This window comes from Cellulosimicrobium cellulans, from assembly GCF_016907755.1.
GTDB classification, from domain to species: Bacteria; Actinomycetota; Actinomycetes; order Actinomycetales; family Cellulomonadaceae; genus Cellulosimicrobium; species Cellulosimicrobium cellulans_D.
Genome location: NZ_JAFBCN010000001.1, coordinates 2,829,440 through 2,847,296 on the forward strand (window position 1 = coordinate 2,829,440; position 17,857 = coordinate 2,847,296).

Annotated in this window: 18 protein-coding genes; 9 read left to right on the forward strand and 9 right to left on the reverse strand. The window is 75.5% G+C overall.

All coding sequences use genetic code 11. From position 1 onward, the window contains the following. Window positions 1-205 precede the first annotated feature (205 nt). Both JOE63_RS12350 and JOE63_RS12355 read left to right on the forward strand, forming a co-directional pair. Complete coding sequence (locus tag JOE63_RS12350) at window positions 206-679, forward strand: HNH endonuclease (RefSeq protein ID WP_087472095.1); 474 nt, start codon at window positions 206-208, stop codon at window positions 677-679. Window positions 680-887: 208 nt separating this feature from the next. Beyond that, complete coding sequence (locus JOE63_RS12355) at window positions 888-2,027, forward strand: endonuclease/exonuclease/phosphatase family protein (protein WP_204541697.1); 1,140 nt, start codon at window positions 888-890, stop codon at window positions 2,025-2,027. On the opposite strand, the gene JOE63_RS12360 is transcribed toward JOE63_RS12355, so the two are convergent. Beyond that, complete coding sequence (locus JOE63_RS12360) at window positions 2,003-2,728, reverse strand: nucleoside/nucleotide kinase family protein (RefSeq protein WP_087472097.1); 726 nt, start codon at window positions 2,726-2,728, stop codon at window positions 2,003-2,005. The two genes, JOE63_RS12355 and JOE63_RS12360, sit on opposite strands and share 25 nt — an antisense overlap. A 134-nt stretch (window positions 2,729-2,862) precedes the next feature. Here JOE63_RS12360 and JOE63_RS12365 point away from each other — a divergent pair, with 134 nt between their 5' ends. Next, window positions 2,863-3,441 carry a dihydrofolate reductase family protein gene (locus tag JOE63_RS12365; RefSeq protein WP_204541700.1) on the forward strand — a complete coding sequence of 193 codons (579 nt, stop codon included), beginning with the start codon at window positions 2,863-2,865 and terminating at the stop codon, window positions 3,439-3,441. A gap of 1 nt (window position 3,442) precedes the next feature. Here JOE63_RS12365 and JOE63_RS12370 read toward each other — a convergent pair whose 3' ends face one another. Then, window positions 3,443-4,228 (reverse strand): helix-turn-helix domain-containing protein, encoded by a 786-nt coding sequence (locus JOE63_RS12370; protein WP_204541703.1) that lies wholly within the window; start codon window positions 4,226-4,228, stop codon window positions 3,443-3,445. 171 nt (window positions 4,229-4,399) lie between these two features. On the opposite strand from JOE63_RS12370, the gene JOE63_RS12375 reads away from it, so the two are divergent. After that, window positions 4,400-5,443 carry a Fe2+-enterobactin ABC transporter substrate-binding protein gene (locus JOE63_RS12375; protein ID WP_204541706.1) on the forward strand — a complete coding sequence of 348 codons (1,044 nt, stop codon included), beginning with the start codon at window positions 4,400-4,402 and terminating at the stop codon, window positions 5,441-5,443. Then, window positions 5,443-7,212, forward strand: coding sequence for a siderophore-interacting protein (locus JOE63_RS12380; protein ID WP_204541709.1), 1,770 nt, complete (start codon window positions 5,443-5,445; stop codon window positions 7,210-7,212). The genes JOE63_RS12375 and JOE63_RS12380 overlap by 1 nt, the downstream gene beginning before the upstream one ends. Before the next feature lie 159 nt (window positions 7,213-7,371). Here the strand turns inward: JOE63_RS12380 and JOE63_RS12385 are convergent, their stop codons facing one another. The 3 genes from JOE63_RS12385 to JOE63_RS12395 all read right to left on the reverse strand — a co-directional run bounded on the left by JOE63_RS12385 (window position 7,372) and on the right by JOE63_RS12395 (window position 10,678). After that, a complete protein-coding gene (locus JOE63_RS12385; protein ID WP_204541712.1) occupies window positions 7,372-9,042 on the reverse strand; it encodes a pectate lyase family protein in 1,671 nt (556 codons plus the stop codon). A 78-nt stretch (window positions 9,043-9,120) separates the two neighbouring features. Continuing rightward, window positions 9,121-9,312, reverse strand: a complete 192-nt coding sequence (locus JOE63_RS12390; protein WP_204541715.1) for a hypothetical protein — start codon at window positions 9,310-9,312, stop codon at window positions 9,121-9,123. Window positions 9,313-9,424: 112 nt separating this feature from the next. Next, on the reverse strand, window positions 9,425-10,678 hold the full coding sequence (locus tag JOE63_RS12395; protein WP_204541718.1) for an MFS transporter: 1,254 nt from the start codon (window positions 10,676-10,678) through the stop codon (window positions 9,425-9,427). 94 nt (window positions 10,679-10,772) lie between these two features. Here JOE63_RS12395 and JOE63_RS12400 point away from each other — a divergent pair, with 94 nt between their 5' ends. The 3 genes from JOE63_RS12400 to JOE63_RS12410 all read left to right on the forward strand — a co-directional run bounded on the left by JOE63_RS12400 (window position 10,773) and on the right by JOE63_RS12410 (window position 14,401). Then, a complete protein-coding gene (locus JOE63_RS12400) occupies window positions 10,773-11,666 on the forward strand; it encodes a LysR family transcriptional regulator (RefSeq protein ID WP_087472103.1) in 894 nt (297 codons plus the stop codon). Between the two features lie 245 nt (window positions 11,667-11,911). Then, window positions 11,912-13,525 carry an ABC-F family ATP-binding cassette domain-containing protein gene (locus JOE63_RS12405; protein WP_204541721.1) on the forward strand — a complete coding sequence of 538 codons (1,614 nt, stop codon included), beginning with the start codon at window positions 11,912-11,914 and terminating at the stop codon, window positions 13,523-13,525. A gap of 90 nt (window positions 13,526-13,615) precedes the next feature. Continuing rightward, window positions 13,616-14,401 carry a hypothetical protein gene (locus tag JOE63_RS12410; RefSeq protein ID WP_087472104.1) on the forward strand — a complete coding sequence of 262 codons (786 nt, stop codon included), beginning with the start codon at window positions 13,616-13,618 and terminating at the stop codon, window positions 14,399-14,401. 7 nt (window positions 14,402-14,408) lie between these two features. On the opposite strand, the gene JOE63_RS12415 is transcribed toward JOE63_RS12410, so the two are convergent. The 4 genes from JOE63_RS12415 to JOE63_RS12430 form a co-directional block, all read right to left on the reverse strand. Further along, complete coding sequence (locus JOE63_RS12415) at window positions 14,409-14,948, reverse strand: hypothetical protein (protein WP_087472105.1); 540 nt, start codon at window positions 14,946-14,948, stop codon at window positions 14,409-14,411. Between the two features lie 34 nt (window positions 14,949-14,982). Further along, on the reverse strand, window positions 14,983-15,279 hold the full coding sequence (locus JOE63_RS12420) for a hypothetical protein (protein ID WP_204541724.1): 297 nt from the start codon (window positions 15,277-15,279) through the stop codon (window positions 14,983-14,985). A 118-nt stretch (window positions 15,280-15,397) separates the two neighbouring features. After that, window positions 15,398-16,276 (reverse strand): RNA polymerase sigma-70 factor, encoded by an 879-nt coding sequence (locus JOE63_RS12425; RefSeq protein ID WP_307840073.1) that lies wholly within the window; start codon window positions 16,274-16,276, stop codon window positions 15,398-15,400. A 58-nt stretch (window positions 16,277-16,334) separates the two neighbouring features. Beyond that, window positions 16,335-17,093 (reverse strand): SDR family oxidoreductase, encoded by a 759-nt coding sequence (locus JOE63_RS12430; protein ID WP_204541726.1) that lies wholly within the window; start codon window positions 17,091-17,093, stop codon window positions 16,335-16,337. 141 nt (window positions 17,094-17,234) lie between these two features. Here JOE63_RS12430 and JOE63_RS12435 point away from each other — a divergent pair, with 141 nt between their 5' ends. Next, a complete protein-coding gene (locus JOE63_RS12435) occupies window positions 17,235-17,831 on the forward strand; it encodes a GNAT family N-acetyltransferase (RefSeq protein ID WP_204541728.1) in 597 nt (198 codons plus the stop codon). The last annotated feature ends 26 nt before the right edge of the window (window positions 17,832-17,857 follow it).

Here is a 17,857-nt window from a genome sequence, read left to right on the forward strand (position 1 = left end):
ACGACCGGTGAAGGGGAGGTGGACCCGCGTGCTGCACCAGTGGTCCACCGACCCGTCCCGAAGGGCGCTCCTCAGGTAGACGACGTACGTCGTCCACCTGCAGAGCCGTCCTGGGGCACCGTCCTGGGGCGGCTCTCGTCGTCCACCCCAGGTCACGCCCCACCTCACGGCCCCCACGGCCACCGACACGACAGGAGGCGCGACGATGAGCGAGGTGGTCATCTACAACCTCGGCGGCAGCCAGGAGATCGGCCGCGTGTCGTTGCGCCACGCCATCCGCATGCTGCACCGGCGGGTCGCCGAGGTGCTCGAGGCCGTCGAGGGCGAGACGTTCGGCCCGTACCAGCGGCCGCGGTCGGTCGCGCTCGTGCGGTACGTGCACACCCGGTGGGTGTACGAGCGCCAGGGCCGCGTGCCGTACTCGCGCGCGGCGCTGCTGCGCCGCGACCGGTACCGCTGCGCCTACTGCGGCGGGACCGCGACGACCATGGACCACGTGGTGCCGCGGTGCCAGGGCGGGACGACGACGTGGCTCAACGCGGTGGCGGCGTGCGAGCCGTGCAACGCCGCCAAGGGCGGCCGCACGCCCGAGCAGGCCGGCCTGCGGATGCGCAGACGCCCGTTCGAGCCCGCGTTCCGCGACATCTACCCGTCGGCGCCCGCCCCGCGCAGACGCTGACGGGTCCGCCGACCGGCGCCACGGTCGGCTCCCCAGGCCGCCCGGCCGGTGGCGGTGACACCGGCCGGGCTTCCCCGCGGCCGCACCCTGCCTCCCGGGGCGCGACGCCGTCGACCGTCCGGGACCGGGCGACGCGCCCTCCCTCCCGGTAGAGCCGGTCCGCGTCTCGCACCCATCCCGGGTCCCGGACCGCGCGAGGGAGACCACGATGGCGAGGTTCCGGATCGGGACGTTCAACGTCGAGAACCTGTTCGAGCGCCCGCGCGCGATGGCGGGCCCCCTCACGGGCGGCAACGCCGTCCTGGCCGCCCACGCCCGGGTCAACGCGCTCCTCGCCGAGGAGCAGTACGGGCCGGGCGTGCGGGCGGAGATCCTGCAGCACCTGGAGACCCTCGGCCTGCTGCGCTCGGACGCCGCAGCGCTCGCGGTCCTGCGCCAGGTGCGCGGCCGGCTCGTGCGCCGCACGGGCTCGCAGGCGGCGGGCACCGCGCGCACCGAGGTCGTCGCCACCGGGCGCGGCGACTGGGTCGGCTGGGTCGACCTCGTCAAGGACCGGGTCGACGAGCTCGCCATGACGCACACCGCCCGCGTCGTCGCCGACGTCGACGCCGACGTCCTGGCCGTCGTCGAGGCCGAGAGCCGGGTCGCGCTCAAGCACTTCACGGACGCGGGCGTCGTCACGCCGTCCGGGCGTCCCGTCTACCCGCACGTCTTGGTCATCGACGGCAACGACGACCGCGGGATCGACGTCGGGCTGCTCACGACGCGGCCGTATCGGATCGGGACCGTGCGCTCGCACGTCGACGACCGCGACTCGCGCGGGCGCCTCGTGTTCGGGCGCGACTGCCCGGAGTACGTCGTCGAGCTGCCCGGAGGCGGCACGCTCACCGTGCTGGTCAACCACTTCAAGTCCAAGGGCTACGGCACGCAGGCCGAGTCCGACGCGACACGACGCCGGCAGGCGACCCGCACGGCCGCGATCTACGCAGGCCTACGCGCCCGCGGCGAGGAGAACGTCGTGGTCGTGGGCGACCTCAACGACACCCCGTCGTCCACCCCGCTGCGACCTCTGCTCGAGCGGACCGACCTGCGCGACGTCAGCGAGCACCCGGCGTTCCGCGGCGACGGGAGGCCCGGCACGTACGGGAACGGGACCGCGAGCCAGAAGATCGACTACGTGCTGCTGTCCCCCGCGCTGTTCGACCGCACCGTCGGCGGGTCGGTGTTCCGCATGGGCGTCTGGGGCGGGACGAAGGGGACGCTGTTCCCCCACTACGACACGATGACGTCGGCGACGCACGCCGCCTCCGACCACGCCGCCCTCTACGCCGACGTGGACCTCGCCTGACGCACGACGTCGAACCGGATCGCGCCGGACACCACGAGGTCGGCGCGCGAGCGGGTCGACTCCACGAGGAGCGCGTTGCGCCCGTCGACCTCGTGCGCCCAGGCGGTCGCGGCCTCGACGGTGCGCCCGTGGCGCGTGTGCCGCTCGACGAGGCGCCGTTCGCGCTCGGCGGCGCCGGTGCCGCAGAACCACGCCTCGTCGAGCAGGTCGCGCACCCGACCCCAGGGGTCCTCGGGTACCAGGAGGTAGTTCCCCTCGACCACGACGACCCCGTGCGACGGTTCGACCGCGATCTCCCCGGCCACGGGCTCGTCGACCTCGCGGTGGAACGACGGCGCGTACACGGTGCGGTCGCGCTCGTCGCGCACCCGGCCCAGCAGGGCGACGAAGCCGTCGCCGTCGAACGTGTCGAGCGCGCCCTTGCGGTCGTGACGGCCGAGCCGGTCGAGCGTCGCGTTCGCGAGGTGGAACCCGTCCATCGGGAGGTGCACGGCCTCCGGTCCGACCGCCTCCACGAGCCGGGTCGCGAGCGTCGTCTTGCCGGCGCCGGGGCTGCCCGCGATCCCGACGACGACGCGCCCGCCGCCCGACCGCTCGCGGAGAGCCCGCACGCGCGCCAGGAGCACGGCAGGGTCCGCGACCTCGGCGGACGGCTGCGCGTCTCCGGGCACGAGGTCCACGGCATCCTTCTCGACGGTCATGTACCCAGTGTCCCGTGCCCACGGCTCGCGAGTCGTGGGTCGTGGTGGTGGGTCGGCGATGCCGGGACCGATGAGTCGGCGGCGCGGGTCGGGTCTCACCCCACGACCCAGGATCTCGAACCCAGGAGGACGGCATGGCCACGGTGGTCGCGGGAGCAGCGGTGTCGCTGGACGGCTACGTCCAGGACGCCGACGGAAGCATCGAGGCGCTGTACGCGGACTTCGAGGAGCTGGCGAGCAGCGCGTACCTGCGAGAGCTCCAGGAGCGGACCGGCGCCGTCCTCATGGGCCGGCGCACGTACGACATGGCCCCGGACCCCGACGGCTACGCGGACGGCTACGAGTTCCAGGTGCCGATCTTCGTCGTCACCCACACGCCCCCTCCGGTCGCCCCGAAGCGCAACGAGCGGCTGTGGGTCACGTTCGTCACGGACGGCGTCGAGTCGGCGGTCCGGCAGGCCCGCGCCGCCGCGGGCGAGCGCGACGTGACCCTCATCGGCGGGGCCGACGTCTTCCACCAGCTCTGGGCCGCCGGGCTCGTCGACGAGCTTGCGGTCGAGGTCATGCCGGTCCTGCTCGGGGGCGGCGTCCGGCTGTTCCACGGCGAGGCGCCCGCCACGCTGGAGAAGGTGCGGGTCGACGAGCTCGGCGCGCGGACCGCGCTGCGCTACCGGGTCGTCCGGGCGGCCGGTCCGACGGCCGCGCAGGCGTAGCTCAGGCGCTCGCCGGCGCGACCCGGTCCCCCGACCGCTCGGGCGGACGCGCCGCGAGCGCCGCGACCGGGTCGCGCGCGAGGTCGGCGACCGGGAGCCCGGTCTCCCGGCTCAGCGCGCGCAGCAGGCCGGCGCGCGTCGCGTAGCCCGCGGCGTGGGCCGCGGCGTCGAGCTGCGACCCGCCGCGCAGCCGGGCGACGGCGACGTTGAGGTGGGCGCGCGTGCGCCAGCGCCCGAACGCGAGCCCGGTCTCCTCGACGAAGAGCCGCTGGACGTGCCGCGCGCTGGCGCGGCGCCGGTCGGCGAGCTCGCCGAGCGTCGCGACGCCCCGGCGGGCCTCCTCCGCCACGGCCCGCGCGACGGGGTGCACGGGCAGCCGCAGGACGAAGTAGTCGCCCGCGAGCCCCCGCAGCACGTCCTCGAGCGCGGCGCGGAACGGTGCGACCTGCTCGGGCGTCGCCGGGGCCGCGCACAGGACGGCCGTCAGCACGGAGGTGAGGGCGGGCACGACGCCGAGGCGCCGGACGCGCGTCGGCGGCTCGACCCCGGGCGAGAGCACCGGGCCGAGCGCCATCGAGTCGCCGGGGAGGCGCATCGCGTGCGGGACGCGCGGGGCGAGCCAGAGGTTCTCGTGCGTCCGCAGGGTCAGTGCCACGCCGTCGACGACGAGCTCCGCGGTGCCCGCGACGACGTGGACGAGGTGCGGCTCCTCGTGGGCGTGGGTGTCGTGCCCGAGGAAGCGGACGGAGTGCTCGGGGACGACGGCGCCCAGCGCGGTCGGGGTCATGCGCCCTCCTCTCCCCCGGGCTCGCGGGCCCAGGTCGCCGTGTCGTCTTCGGGACAGGTCGTGTCACGTTCGGACGCGGTTCGTCCGCCAGGTGTGGTTAGCCTAACCTCGCGAGGTGCGCCCCGGTACGCCGTGCGGCCCCCGCGTCCCTGCTGCCGAGTGTGAGGTTCCATGCTGCCGTCACGTCGCCCCGCCCGCCGTCCCCTCGCCGCGCTGAGCGTGCTCGTCGCTGCCGCGACGCTCGCCCTGGCAGGCTGCTCCGCCGGGACGACACCGTCCGGCTCCGGTGCCGAGCCCTCCGCCGACTCCGGGTCGACCGCGTCCGAGACCACCGCCGAGCGGGTCGTGACGACCGACCAGGGCGACGTCACCGTCCCGACCGACCCGCGGCGCGTCGTCGTGCTCAACCACGCCCTCGCCGGATACCTGTACGCGCTCGACGTGCCGGTGCTCGCCACGGTGCCCGAGGTGACCGACGACCCGGACCCCGCGTTCTCCACCTTCTGGGCCGAGGAGGCGGAGGCCGACGGCACCGAGCTCATCGAGTGGAGCGCCGACGGCTTCAACCTCGAGGCGATCCTCGCCCTCGAGCCCGACCTCATCGTCGGCGGCGGCTGGGGCTTCCCGCTCAAGCAGGCGACCGACGTCTACGACGGCCTGAGCCAGATCGCCCCGACCGTGCTCGTCAGCGGCACGTACACGACGTGGCAGGAGCAGTTCGCGTTCCTCGCGCAGGACGTGTTCGACGACGCCGCGACGTACGACGAGCTCGTCGCCGGGTACGACGAGCGTCTCGCCCAGGTCGGCGGGTCCATCACCGTCCCCGCGGGCGAGACGGCGTTCCTCGCGCTCACGTCCGAGGGCAAGACGTTCGCGCTCAACGAGGGCGAGGGCCTGCCCGCGATCTTCGAGCGGCTCGGGTTCGCGATCCAGCCGATCCAGGAGCAGACCGGCGCCGAGCCGTACACGCCCGGGGGCGACATGTTCGAGGTCTCGGCCGAGCAGGTGACCTCCGTGGTCAGCGCGCCGAACGTTTTCGTGATCGGGTTCAACGGCGCGGAGATCGACGTCGACGCCCTCGCCGCCGACCCGGTGTACGCGGGTCTGCCGTCGTTCGCGGCCGGCACGGCGCACGAGCTGCCCACGTGGACGATCCGCGGGGACTACCACGAGGCCATGGCCCTGCTCGATGTCGTCGAGGAGCAGTTCTCCTGATGGCCCAGCACCGCCTGCGCACGCACCCGCTGGTGCTGCGGCGCGTCGAGGTCGCGCGCGTCGTCGACGTGACGCCCCGCATGCGCCGGGTGACGCTCGTCGGGCCCGAGCTCGGGGCCTTCGAGCGCGACGGCCTGCCGATGCCCGCGTTCGACGCGCCGTGGTTCGACGACCACGTGAAGATCGTGCTCGCGTCCGACGGCGACGTCGCCTCCGCGCTGCCCGTGCAGCGCGCGCACGGCATCGACTGGCCGCCGGCGCCGAACCGGCAGGGTCGCGACTACACGCCGCGCCGCTGGGACGCGGCGGCGGGCGAGCTCGACCTCGACCTCGTGCTGCACGGCGACGGCCCGGCCGCAGCGTGGGCCCGGTCCGCGCGCCCGGGCAGCGAGCTGTGGTTCGTCGGGCCGAAGGCCTCGACCGTCTGGCCGGACGACGTCGGCTGGGCGCTGCTCGCGGGCGACGAGACGGCGCTGCCGGCGATCGGGCGCTTCCTCGACGAACGACCCGTCGACGTGCCCGTGCAGGTCGTCGTGACGATCGGTGCCGAGGAGGCCCGGCAGGACCTCGCGCTGCGACATGGCGACACCGTGCGGTGGGTCGTCGCGCCGGAGGGCGACCGCGCCGCGCTCGACGAGGCCGTGCGCGCCCTGGAGTGGTGGCCCGGCCAGGTCTACGCGTGGGCGGCGAGCGAGAGCCGCGCGCTCCTGCCCGTGCGGCGTTACCTGACGCGCGAGCGCGCCGTGCCGCGCACGCACGTCGACGTCACGGGCTACTGGCACGCGGAGCCGGCGGCCGCCCCGGCACCGGGACCCGCGGCCGAGGCGCAGCCGCAGCCCACGGGGGTCCCGTCTCCCGTGCCCTGGTTCGCGACCCGCGCCGCGCTCCAGCTCGGCCTGCTCGACGAGCTCGGCGCGGGGCCGCGCGACGCCGCGACCCTCGCCGAGGTCGCGCGCACCGCACCGGGAGCGCTCCGCGCCCTGGTGGGCGTGCTCGCGGCGTCGGGCGTCGTCACGCTCGACGGCGACACGGTCGCCCTGGGCGACGCGGGCGAGGACCTCCTCGACGACGAGCACGAGCGCGAGGAGTACGAGGGCCTGGAGGCGGACGCCCTCCTGGCGCTCGCCGCGCTCGCCCCCGCGCTGCGGGACGGCGGCCCGGCATGGTCACGCGCGCGCGGCCGGTCGTTGCGCGCCGAGGTCGAGACGGACGCCGACCGCGCCGCGGAGGTCGTCGAGGGCGCCGACGTGCTCCCGTACGTGCTCACCGGCCTCGGCACGTGGCCGGTCTGGGCGGACGCACGGTCCGTCGCGCTCGGTGGTCCCGGCGCGCTCGTCGTCGCGGACCTGCTCACCGAGGTCCCGGGCGACCGCGCGACGACGCTCGTCGAGGAGACGGTCCCGCTCGGGGTCCTGCGCGAGCGGGCCGGAGCGTCCACGACGCACGCCACGGCCGAGACGTGGCCCGCGACCGACGTCGCCGTGAGCGCGCTCGGGACCGGCCACCGCACCGACGACGAGGTCGTCGACCTCCTCGTCGCGATGCGCGCAGCCGCGTCGCGCGCCGTCCTCGTCGAGGACTTCACGCCGGACGGTCTCAGCCCCCACGCGCACGAGCGCGCCCTGCTCTCGCTGGCGACGACCGGTTCTGCGCCACGCACGCCCGACGACGTCGCCCGGCTCGCGGAGCGCGCGGGCTGGCGCGTCGAACGGCACGAGGCGCTCGGGTGGGGTGTCGAACAGGTCCAGCTCGCCGCGCGCGACGCCTAGGGCGTGACTCCTCGGTGGCGCGCATGCGCTGTCGACCACGCCGGGACGTCGAGAGACGCGCCAGGCGCGCGAGGCGGCCGGTCGGCACGACGCCCCCAGCGCGTCGTGCCGACCGGTCCCCTCGTCGTCCCCGTGAGCTCGTCCTCACGACCGCGCGTCTCAGCCGACCGCGCGGAACGGGCCCCACGAGCCGGTGCCCGGCTCCTGCCCGCGCGACCACCACTGCGCGACCCACACCGCGCCGTCGTGCACGACCGCGTCGCCCGACCGGAACACACGTGTCGGGGTCCAGACGGGCACACCGCGCTCGTCTGCGGCCAGCTCCTCCCACGGTCCCCACGCCGAGCCCGGGGTCGTTCCCCGCGCGTACCACTGGGCGCGGAACACCGCGCCGGCGTGGACGACGACGTCGCCCGCGCCGTACGTCGCGCGCGGGTCGTAGGCCGGGGCGTCGACCGGGCCGAGTCGACCTGCACCCGCGGAGGACCGCACGATCGCGGGCACGGCCCACGTCGGGTCGATGCTCCCGTGCAGGGTCGGCGTCCAGCGCGCCTCGTCGGCGAGCCGGTCCGCCTCTCCCACGGAGGCGTTGTAGGCCGCGAGGAGGTCGACGGGCTCGCCGTTCACGGTCGAGCCGGTCTCGAAGAGCCGCTCACCCTTGTACCGGCCGATGATCCGCGCCGGGTCGACGCCCGGGGCGAGCTCGAACGCGTTGTTCTCGGCGTAGATGCTCGAGTCGACGCCCGCGCCCCAGTAGTACTGGAAGATGCCCTCGCGCGTCTGCTCGTAGAGCTCGTCGTAGACGTGCACGTCCCCGAACCGCACGCGCGGGGCGCGCTGCCCGACGTCGGTCCACCGGTTGTGGTGGTACGTCACCTTGTGCTTGCCCACGTCCTGGATACGGCTGTCCGAGGAGCCGAGGATCGCCGTCTTGTCGTGGTCGGAGAAGTGGTTGTACGAGACCGTCACGTGGTCGGAACCGTGCGTGACGTCGAGCAGGCCGTCGTGGATCTCGTACGGGCGGCCGAACACCGTCGGCAGCGACGACGGCGGGTGCTCGCCGTCGTCGAACGTGCTGTGGTCCACCCACACGTTCTCCGACGTCCACACCGACACGTTGTCGTACGCCGAGTTCCAGCTGCCCGCGTCGCCGTCGCCCGGGTCCCAGGCGGGGAAGCAGTCGCGCGCGTCGGAGAACGTGACGTTGCGGATGATGACGTTGCGCGCGTCCCGGATCCGCAGGCTCGCGCCCACGACCTGCGCGTCCGCGCCCAGGCCGACGATCGTCACGTTCGACCCCACGTGCTGGAGCGTGCGCGTCGCCTGCTCCGCGGCAGCGACCACGCGCGCGTCCTCGAGCGGACCGGCCGGGTCCACCCACCCGTACGTCGCGGGGTCGTAGGCCGCGACGTAGTCGTCCATCGAGAACGGGACGTCGCTCCCCGCGACGGGAACGGTCGCGGCGATCGCCTCGCAGCTGGTCCCGGCGAACGCGTCGATCCGTCCGTCGACGTACACGATGCGGGGCGTCGTGTCGGTCCGTGCGCCGACCCCGCCCAGCGCGGCGCGCAGCTCCTCCCAGGTGTCGACGACGTACACGCGCTCGGCGCTCGCCGCGCTCCCGCCCGTGGTGCCGCCGTTCGCGGCGCCCCAGCCGTCGTTCGCGCCGAGCACCTGCCGACCGAGGTCCGCCGCGCCGGGGCCGCCCGGCGTCGCGCCGTCCACTCCCGCGGCGTCCGGCGCTGCGCTGCTCGTCAGTGCGGTCCCCGTGACCGCCAACACGACCGCGGTCGCCGCGGCCAGCGGGACCCTCACCCACCGTCCTGCCATCACCCAACTCCTTCGTCGGTGCGAGAAACCGGTTTCCCACCGGCGTCGCCGAGTCTGGCACACGGAGGACGGAAAGCGCTACCCCGTCGGGCTCTCGCCGCGCGCGGCCGCCGAGCGGGCGTCGCGCGCCGCGCTCCAGGCGCGCTCCGCGGCGAACGCCGCCGCGAGCGGCCCGACCACGAACGGCCACACTCCGAGCACCAGCACCGCGGCGCTCTCGCCCGCACCGAGCGCCGACAGGGCCAGGGTGCCGAGGAGGTTCGGGGCCACCGCGGCCGCGACGGCGACGCTCGCGATCGACCACAGCGGCAGCGGCTGCGTGCGGTCGATGGGGTCGAGGGCTCGCCCCTGCCGTGCGCCGGGACGTCACCCTGCTCGGACGTCACCCGCGCGCGGACCGGCGAGCCAGGCCCGGGGCAGCGAGGGCGACGAGCACCGCGGTCGCGGCGGCGAAGACGACGACCATGAGCCGCAGCGGCTCGACGGTCAGCGAGATGCCCAGGAGCAGCACGGGCACCGCGAGCCCGACGTAGGCGACGAGGAAGATCCCCGCGAGCACCTCGCCGCGCCGGTGCGGTTCGGCGAGCGACCCCGCCGTCGCGAGCGCGCCGCGGAAGAGGATGCCGACGCCCGCCCCGGCGACGACCGCGCTGGCGACGAAGGCCGGAAGGGACGCGAGCGCGACCGCCCCGGCGAGGACGACGAGCCCGAACAGGGTCAGCCCGACCGCGAGCGCCACCTGCCGCGCCGGGGCGAGCCGCCCGGACGCGAGCTGGGCGAGGGCGGCGGACGCGAACACCGCGGCGGACACGAGCCCCGCGACGAGTCGCGACTCCTCGTGCATGACCGTCGCGAGCACGCTCGGCGTGAGCGACGTGAAGAGCCCGAACACGGCGAAGCCGGCGAATGCCGCCGCCGCCGCGGCGACGAACGTGCCACGCCCCGACCGCGGCACCGCGACGCACTGCGGGCGGTAGGCGTACGGGCCGACCGGCGGCGCGACCGTCTCGGGTACGAGCGCGGCGGCGAGCACCGCGGCGGCGAGCAGGACGGCGAACGCGACGTACGGCGTCGTGAGCGGGGCGGGCGCGGCCTGGGCCAGCAGCCCGCCGACGAGCGGGCCGAGCGCGAGGCCGCCGATGTTCGCCAGGCCGGCGACCGCGCTCGCGTCGCGCGAGCCGTCCGGGCGCGCGACCGCGCGCAGCTCGGCGAGGTGCGCCGTCGCCGTCGCGGTGACGGCGCCGATCCCCGCACCGGAGACGAGCCGCGCTACCACGAGCCCGCCGAGCCCGTCGAGCGCGAGGAACAGCAGCGCCGCGACGAGCTCGGCCGCGAGACCGAGGAGCAGCACGCGCCGGCGCCCGAACCGGTCGCTGAGGTGACCCACGAGGTAGAGGCTCGCCGCCACGCCGACCGCGTAGGCGGCGAAGACGACGGTCACGGCAACCGTAGGGAGCCCGTCGCGCACCTGGTAGAGGGGGTAGAGCGGGGTCGGGACGGTCGAGAACGCCATCGCCGTGGCGAACGCGAGCGCCACGACGAGGAAGCCGGAGCCGTGGGAGACGAGCGGGCGCCGTCGGGCCGCCCGCGGGGTGGCTCCGGCGAGGCGAGGGGTGCGCGTCGAGGTGGTGGTCATGCGCACCACCGTGCGCCTGGTCGAGTGATCGTGTCCAACGACTTGTCTCGATACCTCTGATCGCTCTGGCCGATTTCTTGGGTAGCCTCACCCCATGGAGACGCGCCAGCTCGAGTACTTCGTTGCCGTGGCCGAGGAGCTGAGCTTCACGCGCGCCGCAGCCCGCGTGTTCGCCGTGCAGTCGAGCGTGTCCGCGGGGGTGCGGGCGCTCGAGACCGAGCTGGGCGCCCGGCTGTTCGAGCGCACCAGGCGCACCGTCGCGCTCACCTCGCAGGGCGAGGCGCTGCTCCCCCGGGCCCGCGCGGTCCTCGACGCGGTCGACGAGGCGCGCGCCGCCGTCACGCCCGGCCCGCACCTCGTGCGCGGCACCGTCCGGCTGGGGGTCTTCACCAACCTCGGCTACCTCGGCCTGCCGCGCGTGCTCGCGGCGTTCCGCGAGCGCCACCCGGGCGTGGAGCTGCGCCTGACGCCGAGCCCCGCCGGCTCGACGGGTCTCGGCGAGGACGTGCGCCGCGGGGTCGTCGACGTCGCCTTCACGGGGCTGGACCCGCAGGACCACCCGGGCCTGCGGTACACGCGCCTCACGTCCGCGACGTTCGTCGCCGTCCTGCCCGCCGGGCACGCGCTCGCGGGCGCCGCGTCGGTCGCGCCGGGCGACCTGGCCGACGAGCGCGTCGTGACGACGCCGCGCGGGTTCGGCAACCGTGTGGTCGCCGAGCGCGCGTTCGCGCACGCGGGCGTCGCGCCGCGCGCCGACACGGAGGTCGCGGACGTCGGGGACCTGCCCGCGTTCGTCGCCGCGGGGTTCGGGGTCGCGGTGGTGCCGGCCGACATGTACGAGCCCGCCGACGGCGCGGTCGCGGTCCCGCTCGACGCGCCGGAGGCATGGTCCCTCGGGCTCGTGACCAGGCCGCACCCGAGCGCCGCCGCGGCGGCCCTGGTGGCCGGACTCGTGGACGCGCTCGGAGGTGCGCCCACGCCCGGCTGACGCGAGGCGCTGGTAGCATCGGCACCGTGCTCATCGAGGTCGACAGACTCTAGCCGCCGAGCCGTCGGCGGCCTGTCCCAGCGCACCCTCCCGCCCCTGGGCTCCGTGACGGAGCCCCTCTGGGCGGCCCCTCCCGGCTCGTGCCGTGGACTCGTCGTGCCTGGACCCGCCGCGCCGCTCCCGCGCCGCTCTGTCCGTTCCCGGCACGACCCTGCCCGCGCCATCGCGGGCACGAGGAGCACCTCATGTCCACCCTGCACCGATCCGCGGTGACCCTCACCGACCTCACGTTCGAGTGGCCCGACGGCACCGTCGCGCTCTCGCACCTCACCGGCACGTTCGGCGCCGGCCGCACGGGCCTCGTCGGCGACAACGGCGCCGGCAAGTCCACCCTCCTGCGGCTCGTCGCGGGCCTGCTCTCGCCGACGTCGGGGCGCGTCACGACGACCGGCGACGTCGCCTACCTCCCCCAGACCCTGACGCTCGGCCAGGACGCGAGCGTCGCGCGGCTCCTCGGGATCGACAGCACGCTCGCGGCGCTGCGCGCCATCGAGTCCGGCGACGTCGACGAGCGGCACTTCGACGCCGTCGGCGACGACTGGGACGTCGAGGCGCGCGCCGCGCAGGCGCTCGCCGAGATCGGGCTCGACGGCGTGGGCCTCGACCGGCGCGTAGGCGAGCTGTCCGGCGGCGAGGCGATGCTCGTCGCGATCAGCGGGCTGCGCGTGCGGCGCAGCGCGATCACCCTGCTCGACGAGCCGACCAACAACCTGGACCGCGGCACGCGCGCCCGGCTCGCGGCGCTCGTCGGCTCCTGGCCGGGGACGCTCGTCGTCGTCAGCCACGACCTCGACCTGCTCGAGCACATGGACGAGACCGCGGAGCTGCACGCCGGGCGCCTCACGACGTTCGGCGGCCCGTACAGCGCGTGGCGTGACCAGCTCGACGCGGACCAGGCCGCCGCGGCGCAGGCCGCGCGGACCGCCGAGCAGACGCTCCGGGCCGAGAAGCGCCAGCGCGTCGAGGCCGAGACCAAGCTCGCGCGCCGCGAGCGGACGGCGCGCACCGCGCAGGCGAACCGCACCGGGTCACGCATCTCGATGGGACTGCGCGCGTCCGCCGCGCAGGTGTCCGCCGGCTCGATGCGCCAGGGCCTGGACGCGAAGGTCCAGGCCGCGCAGGACGCGCTCGACGCCGCGGCGGCCCGCGTGCGCGACGACGAGCACGTGCACCTCGTGCTCCCCGACCCGGACGTGCCGCGCGGCCGCCGCCTCGCCGAGCTGCACGGGACGACCGGGACGGTCGTCGTGCAGGGTCCCGAGCGGGTCGCGCTCGTCGGCGCCAACGGGACCGGCAAGACGACGCTGCTGGAGAACCTGCTCGCCAGCCGCTCACCCGAGCCAGGGCGCGCGGGTGGGACGCTGCTCACCGACCGCGTCGGCTACCTGCCCCAGCGCCTGGACGGGCTCGACGACGCCCGCAGCGCGCTGGAGAACGTGCGCGACGGGGCACCGGGCGCGGCCCCGGGCACGATCCGCAACCAGCTCGCTCGCCTGCTGCTGCGCGGGTCGAGCGTGGACCGCCCCGTCTCGACGCTGTCGGGCGGCGAACGGTTCCGCGTCTCGCTCGCCCGGCTCCTGCTCGCCGACCCGCCCGCCCAGCTCCTCGTGCTCGACGAGCCGACGAACAACCTCGACGTGCGCAGCGTCGACCGGCTCGTCGAGGCCCTGTCGGGCTACGCCGGCGCGCTGCTCGTCGTGAGCCACGACGACGGCTTCCTCGCCCGGCTCGGCGTCGACGTCGCGCTCGAGCTGGGCTCGGACGGGGCGCTCCGCCGCGTCCCCGTGCCCGGCCGCTGAGCCCGGCCCGGGGCGTCCCGCTCGCCGGGGCGCCCCGGGACCGGCGACGATGGGCCGAGAGAGGGTCGGCCGCGCCGGGGAGGTGCACCCGTGGACTGGTACACCGAGCACGTCGTCGACACCGGGCGCGCGCCGGCGCTGTTCGCGCTCGTGGGGTTCGTCGTGACGTTCGTCGTCGTGCGCTCGATCACGCGCCGCATCCGCGCACGCCGCGAGGCGGAGCCAGCGCCCGACCCCGGTCCGGCCGCACGACCCCGGCGCGCCCTCCTGGGCGACGTGTCCGTCGGGGGCGTCCACGTGCACCACCAGGTGTGGGGCATCCTCCTGGTGCTGCTCACGGGGATGCTCGAGTTCCGGTACTCGCCCGGACACCCGTGGTCCGAGGTGCTCGCACTCCTGTTCGGGGCGGGCGCCGCGCTCGCGCTCGACGAGTTCGCGCTCTGGCTGTTCGTCGACGACGTCTACTGGTCCGAGGAGGGCCAGCGCTCGATCGACGCGATCCTCGTGGGCGGCGCGCTCGGGGGTGCGCTGCTCCTGTCCGCCTCGCCGATCGGGGTCACGTCCGACGGCTCGCAGGGCGGCTGGCTCGCGTACACGGTGACCGTCGTGGTCCACCTCGCGCTCGCGTTCGTGTGCGTCCTCAAGGGCAAGCTCGCGACGGGCCTCGTCGGGATCGTCGTCCCGGTCGTGGCGTTCGTCGGGGCGGTCCGCCTCGCCAAGCCGACCTCGCCCTGGGCCCGACGGCGGTACGCGCGCCGGCCCCACCGGCTCGCCCGCGCGAAGGCACGGTTCGGCGCGCGGTACCAGGCGCGGTGGGAGCGGGTCCGCACCCTCGTGGGCGGGCGCGCCGACGACGACCCGCCGCCGACGGCGTAGCGCGACCTCAGGCGAGGTCGGGCGCGTCCCGCACGACGGTGGCCATCGCGGCCGTCGCGGCGGCGTCGGCGTCCGCGTACGGCCAGTCCGGGCTCGCGGCGCGCGCGTGGTCGTTGAGCGCGCCCAGCACGTCGAGCGCCCGCGCACCCACCTGGCGGGCCTGCGGCGTGAGGCCGCCCCGGATCTTCAGCTGGCCGAGCACGATCGCCACCTGCGCCCGGGCCTCCGCCGCGAGCGTCGCCTCGTCCAGCGCGCCGGAGCGGAGCCCGTCGGACGCGGCCTCGCGCCCGGCCGACCAGACGTCCTCCGGCACCCCGAGGTCCCAGGCCGCGAGGAGACCGTCGACGAACGCGGGCAGCGCGTCGTCGCGGCCGTCGGCCGCGTACCACTCCTCGAGGTCCCGCAGCGCGTCGTGCCCGGAGTCGTTGCCGAACGGCGAGAAATCCTCGCCCTCGTCGTAGAACGGCTCGGGCGCGAGGGACACGAACGCGGGGTGGCTCGTCGTGGGTGACAGGCCCTCGTCGCGGTCGTCGAGGTAGAGCGTCATGGGGAGACCCTAGACCTCTGCCGGTCCGGACGTCTCAGTCGCGGTTCCACCGTTCGAGCTTGTAAGGGCTGAGCACGACCCACGCCTCGCGGACCCGGGCCGACCGCACCGTCACGCTCACCACGCCCGTGACGACGGCCTCGTGGCGCACCACGAGGCCGTCCGCGCCGTTGACCGAGCACACCGCGACCTCGACCCCGGGCCCGGGGCGCAGGACCTGGCACAGCGCCCGTGCCGTCTCGTCGCCACCCTCGACGACCCCGGGCGTCGCGTCGTCGCTGCCGGCGGCGTCGACCCACAGGGTCGCGTCGGGCTCGACGAGAGCGCGCACGCCGTCACGGTCGCCCGCGCCCGTCGCGCGGCGGAGCGCGGCGACGACCCGAGCGTGCTCCGCACCCGCCCCGGCTCCGCCGGGTCCCCTCGACCCGTCTCGCTGCGCCACGCCGCACCTACGCGGAGACGGCCGCGAGCTTCTGCGGGTTCATCATCCACAGCACGCGGTCGATGCCGTCGACGGTGGCGCGGACCGTGAGCACGGCGAAGAGCTCCCCGTCGTGCGAGAGCTTCACGGCCGGGTGGCCGTTGACCTCGACCGGTTCGACGTCGACGCCCGCCCAGAAGCGCTCGGCGAACGCGTGGTGGTACTTCGCGACGCGCGGTCGGCCCACGACCGGGAACTTCGACGAACGGACCGCTCCACCGCCGTCGGAGTAGGAGATGACGTCCTCGGCGAAGAGCTGCTCCAGCAGGACGACGTCACCGGCCTTCGCGGCAGCGACGAACGCGGTGAGCAGGCGCCGCTGGGCCTCCGGGGTGACCGGCGCGTGGCGCTCCTCCCCCAGGTGCCGGCGCGCGCGGCTCACGAGCTGGCGCACGCTGGCCTGTGAGTGCCCGATGATCTCCGCGATCTGCTCGTACGGGTAGTCGAACGCCTCGCGCAGCACGTACGCGGCGCGCTCGGTCGGCGTGAGCTTCTCCAGGAGCATGAGCAGCGCGACCTCGAGCGCCTCGCCCCGCTCGGCGCCGAGCGTCGGGTCGGCGCTCGTGTCCACCGGCTCGGGCAGCCAGGGGCCGATGTACGTCTCGCGGCGCACGCGCGCCGACTGGGCGACGTTGATCGCGAGCCGTGTCACCGTCGTCGTGAGGAACGCGTCCGGGTTGCGCACGGTGGAGCGGTCGTACGTCTGCCAGCGCACCCACGCGTCCTGGAGCACGTCGTCGGCCTCGGCCGCGCTGCCGAGGATCCGGTAGGCGATCCCGAAGAGCCGGCGCCGTGCCGCGCCGAACTGCTGCTCCGCCACCGCCAGGTCCGCCGCTCGCTCGTCCACGCCCGCCATCCTCGTCGTCCCGCGCACCGTCGTCACCACCGGCCCGTCCGCCCGCGTGCTACCGCGCCGCCACGGACTGCTGCTGGCGCCAGTCGGCGAGCCGCGTGCCGCCGACCACCGCGCCGACTCCCGGGACGAGCGAGTCGTCGGCGAGCGGTGCGCCGAAGTAGCGCGCGTCCGGGTCGGCGACGACCTCGCGCGGGTCGTCGAGCGACGCGAGCGTGGTCCGGACGAGCTCGTCGAGCCGGAACTCCTGAGGACCCGCGACCTCCAGGATGCCGCGCACCGGCGTCCCCGTGGCCACGTCCGCCACCACGAGGGCGACGTCGGCGGCGGCGATCGGCCGGAACCGCACCGGCGCGAGGTGCACGACGCCGTCCTGCGTGGCGCCGTCCGTGATGGCCTGCAGGAACTCGAAAAACTGCGTCGCGTGCACGATCGAGTACGGCACCGGCGAGCCCGCGACGAGCTCCTCCTGCGCGATCTTCGCGCGGAAGTACCCGCTCTCGGTCAGGCCCTGCGTCCCCACGACGGAGAGCACGACGTGGTGGCCGACGCCCGCCTCCTCCTCGGCCGCCAGGAGGGTGGCCGTCGAGGTGCGGAAGAAGTCGAGGACCGCCTGGTCCTCGAACGAGTGCGAGTTCGAGACGTCGACGACGACGTCGGCGCCCTCGAGCACCTCGGCGACGCCCTCCCCGGTGAGGGTGTCGACGCCCGAGGCGGGCGAGGCGGGGACGGCCTCGTGGCCGCGGTCCCGCAGCACGGTGACGAGCTTCGAGCCGATGAGCCCCGTTCCGCCGATCACGACGATCTTCATGGTGTCCTCCTGTCGCTGCGTGCGGCGCGTGCCGCCCTGTCGCCCTCTCGACCGGACGCACGCGCGGGTTGTGACACCGCGCCGCCGAGGTCGGCAGGGAATCTCCTCGATCCTCGGCGGACCGCGTGCCAGGGTGGGCCCATGGCCGACACCACCGACGTCCGTCCGGACGTCCTCGACCGGGTCGCCTGGCCCGTCGCGACCGCGCGACTCACGCTGCGCCGAGCGCTGCCCGAGGATGCCGACGCCCTGTTCGCCTACCGCAGCCTGCCCGCGGTGGACCGATGGCTCTCCCAGCGCTTCACGAGCGCCGAGGAGTGGCGCGTGCACCACGGCGACCCCGACCGGCTCGCGACCACGCTCGTCGTGGAGCGTGGCAGCGACGTCGTCGGTGACCTCTATCTCGCCGTGCGCGACGGCTGGGCGCAGCGGGACGTCGTCGACCGCCCCCGCCCGGACGAGGCGGAGATCGGCTGGGCGTTCTCGCCGTCGCACCAGGGACGCGGGTACGCGACGGAGGCCGTCCGCGCCCTGCTGCGGGTGTGCTTCGAGGACCTCGGCCTGCGGCGGGTCGTCGCGAACGCGTTCGCGGGCAACGAGCCGTCGTGGCGGCTCATGGAGCGCGTCGGCATGCGGCGCGAGGGCGTCGGCGTGCGGGACTCGCTGCACCGCGACCTCGGGTGGGTCGACGGCGTCACGTACGCGCTCCTCGCCGACGAGCCGCGCGGCGGCGCTTGACCCTCACGCGACGTCAGGGCCCACGC

Excerpts from the sequence above, each read along its gene's own strand:
- JOE63_RS12350 (WP_087472095.1), top strand. The coding sequence starts at position 206 with ATGAGCGAGGTGGTCATCTACAACCTCGGCGGCAGCCAGGAGATCGGC.
- JOE63_RS12355 (WP_204541697.1), top strand. The coding sequence starts at position 888 with ATGGCGAGGTTCCGGATCGGGACGTTCAACGTCGAGAACCTGTTCGAG.
- JOE63_RS12360 (WP_087472097.1), bottom strand. The coding sequence starts at position 2,728 with ATGACCGTCGAGAAGGATGCCGTGGACCTCGTGCCCGGAGACGCGCAG.
- JOE63_RS12365 (WP_204541700.1), top strand. The coding sequence starts at position 2,863 with ATGGCCACGGTGGTCGCGGGAGCAGCGGTGTCGCTGGACGGCTACGTC.
- JOE63_RS12370 (WP_204541703.1), bottom strand. The coding sequence starts at position 4,228 with ATGACCCCGACCGCGCTGGGCGCCGTCGTCCCCGAGCACTCCGTCCGC.
- JOE63_RS12375 (WP_204541706.1), top strand. The coding sequence starts at position 4,400 with ATGCTGCCGTCACGTCGCCCCGCCCGCCGTCCCCTCGCCGCGCTGAGC.
- JOE63_RS12380 (WP_204541709.1), top strand. The coding sequence starts at position 5,443 with ATGGCCCAGCACCGCCTGCGCACGCACCCGCTGGTGCTGCGGCGCGTC.
- JOE63_RS12385 (WP_204541712.1), bottom strand. The coding sequence starts at position 9,042 with ATGGCAGGACGGTGGGTGAGGGTCCCGCTGGCCGCGGCGACCGCGGTC.
- JOE63_RS12395 (WP_204541718.1), bottom strand. The coding sequence starts at position 10,678 with ATGACCACCACCTCGACGCGCACCCCTCGCCTCGCCGGAGCCACCCCG.
- JOE63_RS12400 (WP_087472103.1), top strand. The coding sequence starts at position 10,773 with ATGGAGACGCGCCAGCTCGAGTACTTCGTTGCCGTGGCCGAGGAGCTG.
- JOE63_RS12405 (WP_204541721.1), top strand. The coding sequence starts at position 11,912 with ATGTCCACCCTGCACCGATCCGCGGTGACCCTCACCGACCTCACGTTC.
- JOE63_RS12415 (WP_087472105.1), bottom strand. The coding sequence starts at position 14,948 with ATGACGCTCTACCTCGACGACCGCGACGAGGGCCTGTCACCCACGACG.
- JOE63_RS12430 (WP_204541726.1), bottom strand. The coding sequence starts at position 17,093 with ATGAAGATCGTCGTGATCGGCGGAACGGGGCTCATCGGCTCGAAGCTC.
- JOE63_RS12435 (WP_204541728.1), top strand. The coding sequence starts at position 17,235 with ATGGCCGACACCACCGACGTCCGTCCGGACGTCCTCGACCGGGTCGCC.